The sequence below is a fragment of the Pseudochrobactrum kiredjianiae genome, from assembly GCF_030362795.1.
GTDB classification, from domain to species: Bacteria; Pseudomonadota; Alphaproteobacteria; order Rhizobiales; family Rhizobiaceae; genus Pseudochrobactrum; species Pseudochrobactrum kiredjianiae.
In genome coordinates, this window is record NZ_JAUCBM010000004.1 from 1 (window position 1) to 15,873 (window position 15,873).

The window sequence follows — 15,873 nt, forward strand, 5'->3', positions numbered from 1 at the left end:
TGACCTGCCACTGAACTTTCATCCAACGGCGATTAGAGCCTCGGCGGTTTTGACTACGCCAATTGGCGTGTTGGTAGCAACCGGCGGAAACGCCAAGCTTTCATCTTGCGCAGCGTTGGAGCCGGTTGCGGCGATGGATCCAGCATAGTCTGCCGGGGTTTGGTATCCCAGCGACGAGTGTGGCCGGAAATTGTTGTAATCGTCGGCCCATTGGGCGATGGCGCTGCGGGCGTGATCGAGGCCAAAGAACAGGCTTTCGTTGAGCAATTCGTCGCGCATCCGACCGTTGAAGGATTCAACATAGCCGTTCTGCATAGGCTTTCCTGGCGCGATATAGTGCCACTCAACCTTGTGATCCTTCGACCAGGCCAGGATGGCATTCGAGGTGAGTTCCGTGCCGTTATCGGAGACAATCATTCCGGGCTTGCCGCGTCGTTCGATCAGCGTCGTCAGTTCTCGGGCGACACGGCGGCCGGAGATTGAGGTGTCCGGGATTGCTGCCAGGCATTCCCGTGTCACATCATCAACGATATTGAGGATCCGGAACCGTCTCCCGCATGCAAACTGGTCGTGCACGAAATCGAGAGACCAACGGGCATTTGCTTTCGCCTCGACCAGGATCGGCGCACGCGTGCCGACGGCCCTTCGTCGAGCCTTCCGCTTGCGAACCGAAAGCCCTTCCTCGCGATACAGCCGATAGATGCGGTTGACGCCGGATGGCTCTCCGTCCCGCCTGAGCAGGACGAACAGCCGTCGGTAGCCGAAGCGCCGTCGCTCGTTGGCGAGATCGCGCAACTTTGCTCGCAATTCGACCTCCGGCGGTCGGCAGGACCGATAGCGGATCATCTTGCGATCAGCCGAAACAATCTGGCAGGCCCGCCGCTCCGAAAGACCCATTATGTCCTTCAGATGTGCAACGGCGTCACGCTTGGCGGCAGGCCCTACCATTTTTTTGCGAGAAGCTCGCGGAGTGCGGCGGCATCGAGCATCTGCTCGGCCAACAGCTTCTTAAGCTTGGCGTTCTCTTCTTCGAGTGCCTTCAGGCGCTTCGCCTCGGACACCTCCATACCGCCGTATTTGGCTTTCCAGTTATAAAATGTTGCGTCCGAAATCCCATACTTGCGGCACAGGTCGGCCACCTTCATGCCTGCCTCCTGCTCCTTCAGCACCGCAATAATCTGCTCTTCCGTAAATCGCTGCTTCTTCATTCGTCCGTCCTTTATCGGGCCGGACTCTAATCCATTCTGGAGGAAATTCTCAGTGGCAGGTCATATCTAACTGGTTTTCAACTGATGGTTCTGTTTTTGAGTTAGGTATTGCTGAGGGTATTGCACCAAATTTTCGTAGTTTGCCTATTGTGTTTTGGCTAGCTGAAAATGATGCAATCAACGCAGGCACGGCAATATCTTCCCTCGGATCAATGCGAGTGTGGATAGCACCTGATGCCTGACGTTGAAATAATAGTGCGTTTGATTGCGACAGATCACTTCAGCTGTTCAACAAGTGTTTCCTTCACGACAGCATCGAATGAATCTGTGTCTTTGTCATCACTATTTTCAGCTTGCTTTTTAGAGATGAATGCGTCGCGCTGAGTGACAAGCTCAGCCATTTTTTCTTCAAGCTTTGTTCGTTCTTGCGCATTCTTATCCAGAATGTCCTGCTTTTCCTGTCCGGATTTACCGCGCATATTGTCCGGCAATTCCTCGTCCTTCACGGCATCCAGTTTCTGCTTGCCGTTTTTTACATCAGCAACAAGATCGCCACCACCGGTTACAACCTCTTTCGCGCCACTTTTTTTCGAATAATAGCGTGAATTATCAACTTTTACTGATGCAGGAGCGGCAGCTTTTGCATCCATTTTACTCATCAATTCCGCCTGCACGGCATGATTGCCATAGGCAACGACTGTCTTATCAATATCCTGCTGTACGGTGATAATTTCATTATCAAAAGGCGTTTCAATCACAGTTATAGTCCCGCCATCCTGCGGGATCGCCATGTAGCGCCCATGAGCAAGCTGTGCGATTTCGCGCCAGACTTTCGTTGTATCCGGATCATCACCAGCCTGAATCGTATTGACGGTGATTTTATCCTCCTTAGCACGTTTCAGAATTTGCGGATATTGCCATGTATTCGGATAATCCATATGTGGCGGCGCATCACCGACAAGGAAGACGATCCGCTTAGTATTATCGTTCTTTGTCCATTTAAGTTTACGCACGGATTCATCCAGCGCTTCATTGACTGATTCCGGCGTGTCGCCACCGCCATCTGCTTCCAGCTTGATCAACTTGCCATAGAGCCCCTGCACGTCAGCGCTCATATCATAGGATTTAATGACATATTCATCCCCGCGATCACGATAAGCCACCAAGGCCATGCGGATATCAGCATCAGGATTCACATCGATAATTGTATTGGCAATCGACCAGATTTTCTTTTTTGCACCGTCAATCAATCCGGCCATTGAACCTGTGGTATCAAGCACAAAGGCCACTTCTATACGCTGAGTTTTCTCATTATTTGCAGCAAGAACTGGTGAGGCACAGGCTGCCACGACAAGTGAAGTAACAAGCGTTTTTTCGAAAAAGCGTAAAGAACGAAGCATTTGTATCCCCATAGTAAAATGATTACCTATGCTTCGCGGCGGAATGCGGCATAATTGGGAGACTGCTAAGACAAGATTATGTTTTACAGCAAATAAATGACCTATATAGATAAGACACCACACCGCGGGCAGACTATTTTTTCGATATAATGATCTGTTTGGACAATTATAAATATCGTAGCAATTATTTTAAAATAATATATCAATTCCTTCTCATAATAAAACCAGATAAAATCAAATCAATTGAGACCCCTGCATGATACGAATCCTGTTTCTTTTTCTGGGTCGGGAAATCATCCTGAGACATTGGAAAACCCTGTTTATTATCGGCGTTTGCTGGTTCCTGCTCGGTTTAGGGGTCTTTATTGACGCATTGGATGGCGACACATACCTACATCCGCATACATTTGCATATTTTCTGCTACCCGAAGCAGCAATCAGTCTGCTTGCCGCAGCAGGGAGTGATGGTACGGCCAAACAGATGCGTATTGTGCAAGGAATTGCATTATTAGCAGTTTCCGTCCTGATTTTCACATCTAGCGCCGCTACAAACTTTCTGCTCGCTCTTGTTTTCGGTCTTTGTTTTCTCATTGACGGCACGATGCGTATTGCCAGCGCCTGGGTTGTGCGCTTTCCGCGCTGGAAACTTGGCATTGCCGGCGGCATTTTCGAACTTATACTGGCCATTGCCACCCTGCAGCCTTGGCCGACATGGTATGAAGGTACTGTCGGTGCCAATGTTGGTGCTGTGCTGATCCTGTCCAGTCTTGGCATTATTCATGTTGCATGGCGCATTCACAGTCTGGAGGCTGGTGCTCCCCTGTCCCGCCTGTTCGGACGAAGCAGCCTGCTCTCAGCTATAACCACGCATCACCACCAGCCCCAAGCAACAACAAAACGCGGAGAGCTGATTGTACACGTGTGGACGCCAACCGGCACAGCGATGACACCGCTACGACAGCGTGCCATCAGCCGCTATATTGCTGCTGTTGATGCGGATGGAGTCATCTCAACAGGTCATGCCGCATTAGAATTGCAACCTGATTTGTATATCAGTCACTATCCGGCAGTTGAAATTGATCGCTCACCAAATGAATTCAGCCGTACTTTGCGTGCGACTGCGGATAATAATATCGAAGGCCGATATTTGCCAGATTACAGATCTGAAGCAGATGGCTGGTGTGAATCCACCGTGCAGGTCATTATTAAAAACATTGATGAAGATAAGCTGCGTGCTTTCTGGAGCACGTATAAAGCGGATAACACCTACAATCTGACCAATCGTAACTGCTCCAGCGTTGTGGCCGATGCTCTTGATGCCGCATTAGAAGGTGTCTATCGCCACAAGCGCTGGCCGGTATTCTCAGCAATTCGGGCAATTATCTATCCTGAACTTTGGGCTGCCAGCCTGATCCGAAAGCGCGCTGAATCTATGGCATGGACACCGGGATTAGTGCTGGATTATGCCCGCGCATTAAGCGCGATTGTTGATCCTAAGCCTGGTTTCTGGGTGCCCAAGGAATTTCTAAAGACACGTTCGGAATGAACATCTTATGTATGGTCACTCGTGATTATCATACCGGAAAATTTTGTGATTAGTCTTTGATATTGCGGATCAGTTTTACAAATATCGCTACAGCCATATCGCCAATGAATTCGCTCATTTATGGCAATGCAGACATTTCCAATAATATTTCAGAAAAAAGACGTGTATAATTCACTCTTAATATGAATAAGCTGCAGTGCTAATAATTGCGATGAAATGCAGACACTTTAACATGCAAACCCTGCTTTCGCATACATTTGCAGAAGTATTATTATTATAAATCTACTTAAAATTTTATTTTATGGCGCACCCGACAGGATTCGAACCTGTGACCTCTGCCTTCGGAGGGCAGCACTCTATCCAGCTGAGCTACGGGTGCGCAGTCGCTTTTGATATAAAGCAAAGCCGTTCTAACGCAACCACTCTTACGTATCAATGGGGTATGGTAGAATTGATTGCAGTTTATGTGAATAATCTGCTGTGTGGTCTGCTGCCGGTTTCATGGCCATCGAGTTAAGATGCTTCTCTTGAAACCGGAGAATATGAATGCAGTGAAGAATATTCAGTCGTGAATATAAGCTTGAGGTAGTTAAACTGATCAGAGAGCGTGGAGTTACAATCACTTTGCCTTGTCGCACGAAACCTATGGTAGTCCACGTATGCATGTTGAATTATGTGAAGAAGGGATCATGGCCGGACGGCATAGAATAGCCCGACTAAGTGCCAAGAGAATGGCCTAAAAGCAAAAAAGACGCGGTTCAAGCGCACGACTGACAGCAATCACCGTGAACCTATAGCATCCGACCTTCTGGATCCGAATTTTTCTTGCGAAACACCTGATCAGAAATGGGGCGTTGATATCAGTTATATATGGGCGACAGAAGGCTGGCTTTATCTGGCCATTGTTATTGACCTTTATTCACGCCGTATTATCGGCTGGGAAGCACGTGACCGGATGAAACAAGATCTGGCGATCAGTACATGCAAAAGCCATTGCAACTCGCCAGCCTAAGCCTAGCCTCACTCAACATTCTGACAGAGGAAGCTAGTATGCTACTTACGATTATCGTGAACTCATCACCATATTTAAAACTATTAAATCGGTGCTGACATGGCGCTCTATTTTCCAGAGCCGTAAAGGCTATTGGCGAATATATTGACGGCCTCTATAATCCGGTGTGTAGACATTCGGCTCTCGGCTATAAATCACTAATCCAATTCGAATGCGAAAACCGCAACCTAAACGCGGAGGCTCTCCACTAATTCAGGGCAACTCCAATCAGCCCCTGTCTCATTAAGCTGTGATGGCCAGTTCTACCGCAGCTTCTGCATGGATAGCCGTGGTATCATAGATCGGCACCGAACTATCTTCAGCGCGTACCAGCAACATAATTTCCGTACAGCCAAGAATAATCGCCTCAGCGCCCTGCTCCACAATACGTGCGATTACATCGCGATACATTTGTCGTGACGTTTCTTTGACCTCGCCCTGCACCAGTTCATCATAGATTATCCGATGCACTGTTTTGCGGTCGTCGTCATTTGGCACCAGAACCTCAAGACCGTGTTTATTAATCAGCCTTCCCTTGTAGAAATCCTGCTCCATCGTGAAAGCAGTCCCCAGAAGACCAATTTTTTTGAAGCTTGCGGCTTTTATGCGCTCTGCTGTCGGATCAGCGATATGAATAAGCGGAATGTTGATTGCTGCCTGCACTTCATCAGCCATACGATGCATCGTATTGGTGCAAATGAGCAGAAAATCAGCGCCACCACGCTCCAGACTTTGCGCAGCCTTAATCATCTCAATGGTTGCATCATCCCAGCGCCCAGCGTGTTGAAGCGCCTCAATCTCTGCAAAGTCAAAAGACCACATCAGACATTTTGCTGAATGCAAACCACCAAGCCTGTTCCGAACAAGCTCGTTGATGATGCGATAATATTCAGCTGAACTTTCCCAACTCATGCCTCCGATGAGGCCAATAAGCTTCTGTACCACCCTGTATCTCCTGTTTGGTCAGTTCTTATCAAACACACAGCCGGATTGAAATATCAGGCATACACGGTGATGATCTAATCTCAAAATAAGTTGTATTGATATTGATTCCGGTTCGACAGGAAAATACGCACACAAATAACGAAGGAATTTCAATCACTCAGCGCGGGTGTAGCTCCCTATAAATTTTTAAATATGTACAAAATTTTCTATAATCACGCATTTTTAAACATGGTTAATTTCTGGCAACTTTTCCAGTTCCCTCATCTTCTGCTATAGACTAGCTTACCTTTAATTTCAGTCTCTACGGGGAGCAGATATGGATATCCGTCCATTTCACCAAGATGATGCCGCGCATTTGTGCAACTGGTTTGCCAGCGAGGCTGAACTCATTCAATGGGGCGGCCCCCTTTTGAAATATCCCCTTTGTGAGCCACAAATTCAGCAGATGCACAGCGAGACTGAAGGTAACAAACCGCAGCGTCTGATGTTCAGCGCCTTTTACAATCAGGAACTGGTTGCTCATGCACAGCTCGTTCTTGACTGGCAACACGGTGTCGCCCGTCTGGGACGCGTTGCAGTTAATCCGAGCTATCGCGGCCAGCGCCTCACCCAGCCGTTTCTGCAACAAATCATCGAGCGTCTTTTCGATCAGCAGGAATTCTCCCGTCTAGAGCTGAATGTTTTCACGTTCAATCGCGTAGCGATTCAAGCTTATCGCAAACTAGGCTTCCAGCTTGAGGGTATCCGCCGCTCCTGCCTGCAGGTCGGCAATGAACGCTGGGACACGGCAATCTTTGGCATGTTGCGCAGTGATATCAAAACGGCAGAGAGCCTTCGCGCCTTAGCCAGTTGATAATCGGGCTTACATAGCAGAGCGGTCAATTTGCCATCTGGATTTTATTGACAGCAATCTCTACCTGATTGCCATCATGACAGAAAACGCCCCTGCACAGAGTCGCCCAACGACTAATCGCAATGATTTATCCGCTCAGTTTCTTAGCGCTGATGGCTCCCCGCCGGTTGACTGGCTGACTGCTGACGGACTGACATCCTATCCGGATGCGGAAGCCTTTATGGAAGCGCGTGTTGCCGCCATTCGCGATGGTGCGGCCAATGAGCTGGTGTGGCTGGTGGAACACCCGCCGCTTTATACCGCTGGCACCAGTGCGCGCGATGAAGACCTGCTGACGCCGGATCGTTTTCCGGTTTACAAAACCGGACGCGGCGGTGAATTTACCTATCATGGCCCCGGGCAGCGCGTGGCTTATGTGATGCTTGATCTCAAGCGTCGCCGTGAAGATATTCGCGCTTTTGTCGCCGCGCTGGAACAATGGATTATTTCCACCCTCGATAGTTTCAATGTCAAAGGTGAGCGGCGCGAAGATCGTGTTGGTGTCTGGGTCGCACGACCGGAAAAACCGCGTCTTGCAAATGGTTCAATGGCTGAAGATAAGATCGCGGCAATCGGCATTCGGATGCGTCGATGGGTCAGCTTTCACGGCATTGCCCTCAATGTGGAACCACAGCTTGAAAACTTTAGCGGCATTGTTCCGTGCGGCATTGCCGAATATGGCGTGACCAGTCTGGTTGATCTTGGCCTGCCAGTTACAATGGACGATCTGGATGTGGCATTGAAGCAAAGTTTCCATGATATTTTTGGTAATGTGAAATAATAGAAAAACATAATAAAACAATGTTTTATAAGATAAAGGCGGCTCTGAAGCCGCCTTTATTTATTCTTTATGCGGAGAGTACTGCCTTCTCCGCTTCAGCGCTACGTTTGCGCTCACGGATAAAGACGTAAATTCCGGAACCTATAATAATCGCAATACCAAACCATTTCGACAAGCTCGGGAAGTCGCCAAAAAACAGCAGGCCGACTGTTACCGCCATAATAATTTCAACATATTGGAATGGCGCCAGAATAGATGCGGGTGCCAGCTGGAATGCCCGCACCACCAGCAAATGACCGCTGGCCGCAAACACGCCGATCATAATCAGCATGAACCACGGAAACATCGTGTGCGGCAATGAAAACTGCAGATCAGGAATAGCAGCCGCATGACCGAAAATCATAACCGCGATACCCATAATACTGCCGCCGATACCAGCATAAAACTGCATCACCACAGGGCGTTCATTGAGACCAAACTTGCGGTTCAATACCAAATATACAGCGAATAAGAAGGCAGAAATCGCCGGCAAAACCGAGAGCCAGCCGAAGACACTCCAGCTTGGCTGAATAACGATTACTGTGCCGAGCAGACCGACGAGCACAGCACTCAAGCGGCGCCAGCCCACCTTCTCATTGAGGAAAATCATTGAGAGAACCGTCAGAATGAGCGGTTCAACGAAGAACACAGCCAGTGCATCGGCCAGCGGCATATATTTGACCGCTGTAAAGAAGCACAAGCTACCAAGCGCCAGCAAACAACCGCGAAACAGATTACCCCAAAGATGCTGCGTTTTCAGCCCCAAGCCGCGGCTGAAAATTATAATCGCTGCAAGACTGAGAATGCCCTGCACAAAGAACCGCATAAAACTGATTGTACCGGGAGGAATATTCTCTTCCATCGCCAGCCATTTGCCGGTGGCATCCATCAGCGGCACAATAAGCATGGCACAGATCATGGTAATCATTCCGCGTACATGCGGCTGTAACCGGTTCTGCATTGTCATTCCTCTGCGGTCAAACCGCTTTTACATCAGCTGCTGCGAGCAGCTTCATTGCTTTAAGTGCAAAGTTCTCATCATGGCTTACCCGTTAACGCAACCACTCTCTCCGGCCGCATGTTTTATTGTCCCGCGCCGTCACTTTAAGGCCACAGCAATGAGCCAAAGACTGAAGCGGGATTTGACAATGTCTGTGGAATTGTCCAAACAAAATAAAATCTGCGGACAAGTCTGGATTACCGGCATTTTAATAGGAACGTATAGCGAACCTTTATCGCTTTACTCATTGAAACATGCCAAAATCACGGTGATTCGATTTTCCATAATTCCAGTGCGGTTTTAAAACTCTGAACTGAAGTAACCGCTCTGAAATGTTGTTTTCCCGCATTTATGCGACGCTGAATATATTTATTCAGTTGCAAAATGCTCCGTATCTATTTGAACGAACAGGCCGGCCATTCCACATGGATAATAGCGACGATCTTTTTGCGAATATTCTCAACAATGCACGCGGGCGGCAGGTGTCTCAGCCTGAAGTGCCAACGGATATTGCTGAAACCGTCGCCTCTCCTGTGCCTGTGAGCATGCCGGAAACCACTACGCCTGCTCCGGTAGCACCTGCTATTGAACCTCGTTCAACGGCTTCAGCGCCTGCCGCAGAACTTCGTTCCGCTGCTTCAACACCTGTCGCAGAACTTCGTTCTGCTCCGGCAAACTCTGATGGCAGCGACTACAACGCTTCCGCCATTCGTGTTCTTGAAGGGCTGGAACCGGTTCGCCTGCGTCCGGGTATGTATATCGGTGGTACTGACGAAAAAGCACTGCACCATCTGTTTGCCGAAGTCATCGACAACGCGATGGATGAGGCCGTTGCCGGACACGCCAATTTCATTGATGTGCATCTTGATGCAGAAGGTTTCCTGACTGTCAGCGATAATGGACGCGGCATACCGGTCGAGCTTCATCCGCAGGTACCGGGCAAATCAACGCTTGAAGTGATTATGACCAAGCTTCATGCCGGTGGTAAATTCGATGGCAAAGCCTATGAGACCTCCGGCGGTCTGCATGGTGTTGGTGTCTCGGTGGTCAATGCTCTGTCCGACCTGCTGGAAGTTGAAGTTGCCCGTGCACGCCGCCTCTATCGTCTGCGTTTTTCCCGCGGTCTGCCGCTGGGTGATCTGGAAGAACTCGGTGAAGTACATAACCGCCGCGGAACGCGCGTGCGTTTCCATCCCGATCCCGATATTTTCGGCAAGAATGTCAAGTTCGACCCTGAGCGCCTTTATCGTATGGCGCGGTCAAAAGCCTATTTGTTCGGCGGTGTTGAAATCCGCTGGTCTTGTGATCCGTCCTTGCTTGATCCAAAGAAGGGCATTCCTGACAAAGCTGTTTTCCACTTTCCGGGTGGTCTGAAAGACTTTCTCTCGGCCTCGCTCGGTAAAGAATTTATGGTCACCAGAGAGATTTTCTCCGGTAAGACTGAGAAACAAGGCGGGCATGGTGCCGTTGAATGGGCGATTGCATGGTATGGCGGCGATAGTTTTGTCCATTCCTATTGTAACACCATTCCGACTGGTGAAGGCGGTACGCATGAAGCAGGTCTGCGTCTTGCTTTGACACGTGGGCTGAAAGCTTATGCAGAACTGACCAATAATAAACGCGCCTCAGTCATCACCACGGATGACGTGATGATTTCCGCTGCCGGTATGATGTCGGTGTTCATCCGTGAACCGGAATTTGTTGGCCAGACCAAGGATAAGCTGGCGACAGTTGAAGCGCAGCGTATTGTTGAAAACGCCATCCGCGATCCGTTTGACCATTGGCTTGCAGCCTCCCCGCAGGAAGCGTCGAAGCTGCTTGACTGGGTGGTCGATCGCGCTGAAGAACGTCTGCGTCGTCGTCAGGAAAAAGAAACCACCCGCAAGACCGCAACCCGTAAGTTGCGCCTGCCAGGCAAGCTGGCTGACTGTTCGCAAAATTCCGCAGCCGGTGCAGAATTATTCATCGTTGAGGGTGATTCAGCTGGCGGTTCTGCCAAACAAGCGCGTAACCGTACCAATCAGGCGATTTTGCCTCTACGTGGTAAAATTCTTAACGTAGCGAGTGCCGGACGCGATAAGCTGACGGCCAACCAGCAGATCGGTGATCTGGTGCAGGCGCTCGGCTGTGGTACGCGTAAAAACTATCGTGAAGATGATCTGCGTTATGACCGCATTATCGTGATGACGGATGCTGACGTAGACGGCGCGCATATTGCTTCGCTGCTGATCACCTTCTTCTATCAGGAAATGCCGCAACTTATTACCGGTGGTCACCTGTTTCTTGCGGTGCCACCGCTGTATCGTCTCAGCCAAGGTGGTAAAGTTGCCTATGCCCGTGACGATGCACATAAAGAAGAGCTGATGCGCACTGTCTTTACCGGCAAAGGCAAAGTTGAGCTTGGACGCTTTAAAGGTCTTGGTGAAATGCGTGCAGAGCAGCTTAAAGAAACCACTATGGATCCGAAAAAACGCACTTTGCTGCGCGTGGAGCTCTTTGAAGATGAGCAGGGTTCTACCAAAAATATCGTAGACGATCTGATGGGCACCAAGCCGGAAGCCCGCTTCCGTTTCATTCAGGAAAATGCTGAATTTGTTCAGGAATTGGATATTTAATGCATAAAAAAGCCGGTGACATCACCGGCTTTTTTTATAATTGATGCATGGGTATAGAATACATCAGCCAGTTAGCCCCTGTCTCGGTAACCGGATGCTCGGAATGATGGGCATCCGAACCATTTGCAAATTTCAACAGCGCTCAATAATCATCCAGATCAGGGATACGGCCAAAAGCGATTTTGCCGCCGATATAAGAGCCGGGGGCGATGGACGAGCCGAGACTTAAAGCATCCGAACCGAATTGTTTGCGCACGCGGTCAAGCGTGTCTGATACCTGTTCCCAGCGTTGCTGGCGTTGTTTTTGTTGCGGTTCATCAAACAGGTCGTGACTATCAACAACCTCGCCGGACAGATGATGCAGATAAATATGCACATTCTTGATCCGTCTGAAATCAGTGCCGCGAAATGCCGGATGCATCAGCAACCGCCGATGCAACTGTCCCAGACAGGTGAGAAAACAATGATCATCGCGTGATGGCGGAAAGACGCCCTCAACAGAGATCGATTCCTGTCCTTTTATCCGCCAGCCATAGACCAGAGCACCGGCACGGTAACGTTCTTTACGCAACCGCCGCGAGGCGCTCATACAAAGCAGGCGCGCGCATTGCAGAATTTTATCCGGCTGGCGCCAATCCCGCGGCAGCACGCGGCCATGTCCGAACATCCGGCGCTGCGTTTCCTGCTTCTCAACCGCATAGCCATGCAATCCGGCAATAAAACGCTCACCTTCAACGCTTCCCCAAATTGCCCGTCCTTGTTTCGGGCTGATCCTCCAGAGCTCTTCAACCGTCGTAATACCAGAGCGCAGCAAACGCGCCTCCACACCGGCGGCAATGCCGGGCAGATCACGCAATTGCAGTTTCAGGAAACGGCGTGGAATATCTTCAGGCCGCACAATGACCAAACCGTCCGGCTTGTCGATTTCCGCAGCGATTTTCGCCAGCAACTCATTGGGTGCAACGCCGATGGAGCAGGTCAGTGCAGAGCCGAGCTTTTCACGCAATGCTGCTTTAATCGCCAGTCCCAGAGCCTCGGCCTGACGGGATTCTGAAGGCAGCAACCGGCAAACCAGCTCATCAATCGAGCGCACGTCACCGATCGGTAAAACCGTATCAATAATATCCAGTATCTTATGATGCAGTTTGACATATTCATCCGGCCGCGCCTCAATAATTACGATATCGGGGCAGCGCTCACGCGCTTCGCGTATGGATGTGCCGGTTTTCAAGCCTAGTTTTTTAGCTTCTTTGCTGGCAGCGATAAGGCCGGTAAATTCACTGATATGAGGGACAACACCAACCGGCCGGCCCTGCAAAGCAGGATTCATCTGCTGCTCGGCACTGGCGAAAAAACTGTCAAAATCGAGATAAAGCCGTTCCGGCAGGTCTGGTTTACGCATGGCTTTTGCTCCGTACTAATTACAGAACAAAATAGGAACATTTATTAAATTTAGCAAGCTGATATTACAAATCGGCCTGCATTTTTACCTTTTCCACAACCCGTGCCAGACTGTCAGACCACTCTTCATAACGGCGAATAATCCGGAAACCACATTTCTCATAAAGCCTGATCGCAGGAAGATTGCGCGCATGAGTGCTGATTTCCGCGCTTTTGTAGCCAAGCAGAACGATCTGAGCCAGTAATCCGTCGACCAGTAATGTGCCTATACCCTGCCCGTGGTGCGCGGGATCGATCCAGATATCCGAAATATAGTTCTGATTGGTATCGCGTGCGCCCCACCCGCAGATCACACCATCCTGTTCGACTACAAGAATACAATCTGTGTAATCCTGAACTGAATGCAAAAAAGCCAGTTCAGCGCGTCTGCGCTGATCTGGCTCTTCGGTTTCAAAGCTGAATATATGGGAAGACCATGCATCAGCTCCGATGCGGGCAATAATCGCCAGATCAGCGTTTGTTGCCTGCCGGAGCTGCATGCGTTTTTACCACCAGCGTTTTGCTGTGAAGCTGCCTGCGGCCTGCTCAATCACATGGGCAGCCTGGAACAGTGCTTCTTCTTCAAACGGGCGGCCAATCAGCTGCAGGCCGAGCGGCAAACCATTTTCAGACAGACCGGCAGGTACAGAAATACCTGGCAGACCAGCCATATTCACAGTAACGGTAAAGATGTCATTCAGATACATTTTCACCGGATCAGCAGCCAGCTCTTTATCGCCCAGCTTGAAAGCAGCCGATGGTGTTGCTGGCGTCAGGATAGCATCCACACCTGCAGCAAACACATCTTCAAAGTCTTTCTTGATCAATGTGCGGATTTTCTGCGCCTTAACATAATAGGCGTCATAATAACCGGCTGAAAGCACATAGGTGCCGATCATGATACGGCGTTTAACTTCCGCACCAAAACCTTCTGCACGGGTGTTTTCATACATTTCAACAATGTCTTTGCCCGGCACACGCAGACCATAGCGAACGCCGTCATAACGCGCGAGGTTCGACGATGCTTCAGCAGGAGCAACGATGTAATAAACAGCCAGCGCCTGATCTGTATGCGGCAGAGAAATATCAACAACTTCCGCACCGGCATCTTTCAGCCACTGAACGCCCTGCGCCCAGAGCTTTTCAATTTCGGCAGGCATACCATCAATGCGATATTCACGCGGAATACCGATTTTCATGCCTTTAACGGATTTGCCAAGCGCTGCTTCATAATCAGGAACCGGCAGATCAACAGACGTTGTATCTTTCAGATCAACAGAAGCCATCGACTTCAGCAGAATTGCGCTATCACGAACATCGCGGGCAATCGGACCTGCCTGATCGAGCGAAGATGCGAAAGCAACTGTACCCCAGCGGGAAACACGACCATAGGTCGGCTTGATACCGACAGTACCGGTGAAAGCCGCTGGCTGACGGATCGAGCCGCCAGTATCAGTTGCTGTTGCACCTGCGCACAAACGTGCAGCCACGGCAGCAGCCGAACCACCGGAAGAGCCACCCGGTACAATTTTATCCTCTGAGCCTTCAGCGCGCCAAGGGCTGACAACAGGACCATAATAGGAGGTTTCGTTGGAAGAGCCCATCGCGAACTCGTCCATGTTCAGCTTGCCGAGCATAACCGCGCCGTCTGCCCAGAGATTGGCAGTGACAGTTGATTCATATTCAGGCTTGAAACCATCGAGAATATGCGAGCAAGCCTGTGTATGATCGCCTTTGGTGGCGAACAAATCTTTCACGCCGAGCGGAATACCTTCCAGCGCACCGGCCTCGCCTTTTGCCAGACGCTCGTCAGATGCTTTAGCCATTGTGCGGGCTTTGTCATGGGTGATGCTGACATAAGCATTGAGCGCACCATTGGCAGCATCAATTGCATTGAGGTAAGCATCGGCCAGTTCAGTCGCGGTAAAGGCTTTGGCCTTCAGCTTGTCACGCGCCTCGGCAATGGTGAGTGCGGTTAAATCAGTCATTGTTTAAATCCTGTTCAGGCTTTTCATCTGCCGTTTCCTATTGGAAATCACCGTTTCAAACGGGAGCAACACAGCTCTTGATTAACGGGAAACAGCTATCGGACGGGTGGCGCAGACTATTCGATAACCTTTGGAACCATGAAGAAGTTTTCTTCACTGATCGGCGCATTGGAAACGATTTCCGAAGCAATATTGCCGTCGGACACTTTATCTTCACGCAGGCGCATAGCGGTTGGGATAACCGAAGTCATCGGCTCCACACCGTCAACATTCACTGCATCCAGCGATTGCACAAAGCCCAGAATGACATTGAGTTCACCAGTCATTTTCTCGGCCTGTTCTTCACTGACCGCAATACGGGCAAGATGCGCAACGCGCTTGACTGTAGTTAAATCGACGGACATGTCGTTCTCCGATAAATGCGAAAATGCGGATTTTTCTGCATAAATGCAGTCCGCAAGAAATTTCTCTTGTTCCGGCTATAACCCTGCACCAGCTCAAGTGCAATATTGGTCTGAAATTTTAGGTCTATTGCAAGACCCAAAACTATAGATTTCCGCTCTGGCGGTGTCTGATTTGTAAAATAATCAATGCCATTACAGGAAACAGAATGCAAACAGCTGTCACTACCCCTGGCATGAGACTTTGTGTCAGTCCTGAGATAATCACGTGGCTTGTAGCATTCAGCATCATAGTCCATGCAAATATGCGCAGAATAATTATACTGCTTTTTTCTGACAACCATATCGAGACGACCGCAATTAACATTATCAAAACAGTTAAGATTGCAATACTGACCACAAAGCGCTGTGGTGGCATAATCGCTGCCATCCACGTTGATGAAGATTGTCGGGCACTCCAATACGGCAACCCACACCATAACTCTTCAAAATTATGAAGCGCAAATGCAATGAAAGCTACGCCCCATAAGATTTGTAATGATGATTTGGTTTGCTTCAAACACCTGC

General features: G+C 49.6%; 13 protein-coding genes, 1 tRNA gene and 1 pseudogene. 5 read left to right on the top strand and 10 right to left on the bottom strand.

Annotated elements, in window-relative coordinates:
* Nucleotides 1–18: 18 nt before the first annotated feature.
* A protein-coding gene (locus QUF18_RS09490) for an IS3 family transposase (RefSeq protein ID WP_289386482.1) occupies nt 19–1,208 on the bottom strand; the annotation gives its coding sequence in 2 pieces (ribosomal slippage) (nt 19–956 and nt 956–1,208; 1,191 coding nt in all).
* A 275-nt stretch (nt 1,209–1,483) separates the two neighbouring features.
* Nucleotides 1,484–2,608, bottom strand: a complete 1,125-nt coding sequence (locus QUF18_RS09495) for a vWA domain-containing protein (RefSeq protein ID WP_289386824.1) — start codon at nt 2,606–2,608, stop codon at nt 1,484–1,486.
* A gap of 256 nt (nt 2,609–2,864) precedes the next feature.
* Here QUF18_RS09495 and QUF18_RS09500 point away from each other — a divergent pair, with 256 nt between their 5' ends.
* Nucleotides 2,865–4,154 (top strand): HdeD family acid-resistance protein, encoded by a 1,290-nt coding sequence (locus QUF18_RS09500; protein WP_289386825.1) that lies wholly within the window; start codon nt 2,865–2,867, stop codon nt 4,152–4,154.
* Between the two features lie 302 nt (nt 4,155–4,456).
* Here the strand turns inward: QUF18_RS09500 and QUF18_RS09505 are convergent.
* Nucleotides 4,457–4,533, bottom strand: a tRNA-Arg gene (locus QUF18_RS09505).
* A 244-nt stretch (nt 4,534–4,777) separates the two neighbouring features.
* Here QUF18_RS09505 and QUF18_RS09510 point away from each other — a divergent pair.
* Nucleotides 4,778–5,417, top strand: a pseudogene (locus QUF18_RS09510) (IS3 family transposase); the annotation flags it as partial.
* Nucleotides 5,418–5,448: 31 nt separating this feature from the next.
* On the opposite strand, the gene QUF18_RS09515 reads toward QUF18_RS09510, so the two are convergent.
* On the bottom strand, nt 5,449–6,150 hold the full coding sequence (locus QUF18_RS09515; protein WP_289386826.1) for an aspartate/glutamate racemase family protein: 702 nt from the start codon (nt 6,148–6,150) through the stop codon (nt 5,449–5,451).
* A 316-nt stretch (nt 6,151–6,466) separates the two neighbouring features.
* On the opposite strand from QUF18_RS09515, the gene QUF18_RS09520 reads away from it, so the two are divergent.
* Both QUF18_RS09520 and lipB read left to right on the top strand, forming a co-directional pair.
* Nucleotides 6,467–7,003, top strand: a complete 537-nt coding sequence (locus QUF18_RS09520) for a GNAT family N-acetyltransferase (RefSeq protein ID WP_289386827.1) — start codon at nt 6,467–6,469, stop codon at nt 7,001–7,003.
* A 76-nt stretch (nt 7,004–7,079) separates the two neighbouring features.
* Nucleotides 7,080–7,823, top strand: a complete 744-nt coding sequence (gene lipB, locus QUF18_RS09525) for a lipoyl(octanoyl) transferase LipB (protein ID WP_289386828.1) — start codon at nt 7,080–7,082, stop codon at nt 7,821–7,823.
* A gap of 67 nt (nt 7,824–7,890) precedes the next feature.
* Here the strand turns inward: lipB and QUF18_RS09530 are convergent, their stop codons facing one another.
* The gene (locus tag QUF18_RS09530) at nt 7,891–8,823 is read right to left on the bottom strand and encodes a DMT family transporter (protein ID WP_289386829.1); all 933 of its coding nucleotides are present in this window, start codon (nt 8,821–8,823) and stop codon (nt 7,891–7,893) included.
* 464 nt (nt 8,824–9,287) lie between these two features.
* On the opposite strand from QUF18_RS09530, the gene parE reads away from it, so the two are divergent.
* Nucleotides 9,288–11,477 (top strand): DNA topoisomerase IV subunit B, encoded by a 2,190-nt coding sequence (gene parE, locus QUF18_RS09535; RefSeq protein ID WP_289386830.1) that lies wholly within the window; start codon nt 9,288–9,290, stop codon nt 11,475–11,477.
* A 142-nt stretch (nt 11,478–11,619) separates the two neighbouring features.
* Here parE and QUF18_RS09540 read toward each other — a convergent pair whose 3' ends face one another.
* The 5 genes from QUF18_RS09540 to QUF18_RS09560 form a co-directional block, all read right to left on the bottom strand.
* Nucleotides 11,620–12,879, bottom strand: a complete 1,260-nt coding sequence (locus QUF18_RS09540; protein WP_289386831.1) for a Y-family DNA polymerase — start codon at nt 12,877–12,879, stop codon at nt 11,620–11,622.
* A 64-nt stretch (nt 12,880–12,943) separates the two neighbouring features.
* The gene (locus QUF18_RS09545) at nt 12,944–13,417 is read right to left on the bottom strand and encodes a GNAT family N-acetyltransferase (RefSeq protein WP_289386832.1); all 474 of its coding nucleotides are present in this window, start codon (nt 13,415–13,417) and stop codon (nt 12,944–12,946) included.
* A gap of 6 nt (nt 13,418–13,423) precedes the next feature.
* Nucleotides 13,424–14,905: an Asp-tRNA(Asn)/Glu-tRNA(Gln) amidotransferase subunit GatA gene (gatA, locus tag QUF18_RS09550; protein WP_289386833.1), complete on the bottom strand. Its 1,482-nt coding sequence runs from the start codon at nt 14,903–14,905 to the stop codon at nt 13,424–13,426.
* 116 nt (nt 14,906–15,021) lie between these two features.
* Nucleotides 15,022–15,309, bottom strand: coding sequence for an Asp-tRNA(Asn)/Glu-tRNA(Gln) amidotransferase subunit GatC (gene gatC, locus QUF18_RS09555; RefSeq protein WP_289386834.1), 288 nt, complete (start codon nt 15,307–15,309; stop codon nt 15,022–15,024).
* A 142-nt stretch (nt 15,310–15,451) separates the two neighbouring features.
* Complete coding sequence (locus tag QUF18_RS09560; protein ID WP_289386835.1) at nt 15,452–15,865, bottom strand: HXXEE domain-containing protein; 414 nt, start codon at nt 15,863–15,865, stop codon at nt 15,452–15,454.
* Nucleotides 15,866–15,873 lie beyond the last annotated feature (8 nt).

Excerpts from the sequence above, each read along its gene's own strand:
- QUF18_RS09495 (WP_289386824.1), bottom strand. The coding sequence starts at position 2,608 with ATGCTTCGTTCTTTACGCTTTTTCGAAAAAACGCTTGTTACTTCACTT.
- QUF18_RS09500 (WP_289386825.1), top strand. The coding sequence starts at position 2,865 with ATGATACGAATCCTGTTTCTTTTTCTGGGTCGGGAAATCATCCTGAGA.
- QUF18_RS09520 (WP_289386827.1), top strand. The coding sequence starts at position 6,467 with ATGGATATCCGTCCATTTCACCAAGATGATGCCGCGCATTTGTGCAAC.
- lipB (WP_289386828.1), top strand. The coding sequence starts at position 7,080 with ATGACAGAAAACGCCCCTGCACAGAGTCGCCCAACGACTAATCGCAAT.
- QUF18_RS09530 (WP_289386829.1), bottom strand. The coding sequence starts at position 8,823 with ATGCAGAACCGGTTACAGCCGCATGTACGCGGAATGATTACCATGATC.
- parE (WP_289386830.1), top strand. The coding sequence starts at position 9,288 with ATGGATAATAGCGACGATCTTTTTGCGAATATTCTCAACAATGCACGC.
- QUF18_RS09540 (WP_289386831.1), bottom strand. The coding sequence starts at position 12,879 with ATGCGTAAACCAGACCTGCCGGAACGGCTTTATCTCGATTTTGACAGT.
- QUF18_RS09545 (WP_289386832.1), bottom strand. The coding sequence starts at position 13,417 with ATGCAGCTCCGGCAGGCAACAAACGCTGATCTGGCGATTATTGCCCGC.
- gatA (WP_289386833.1), bottom strand. The coding sequence starts at position 14,905 with ATGACTGATTTAACCGCACTCACCATTGCCGAGGCGCGTGACAAGCTG.
- gatC (WP_289386834.1), bottom strand. The coding sequence starts at position 15,309 with ATGTCCGTCGATTTAACTACAGTCAAGCGCGTTGCGCATCTTGCCCGT.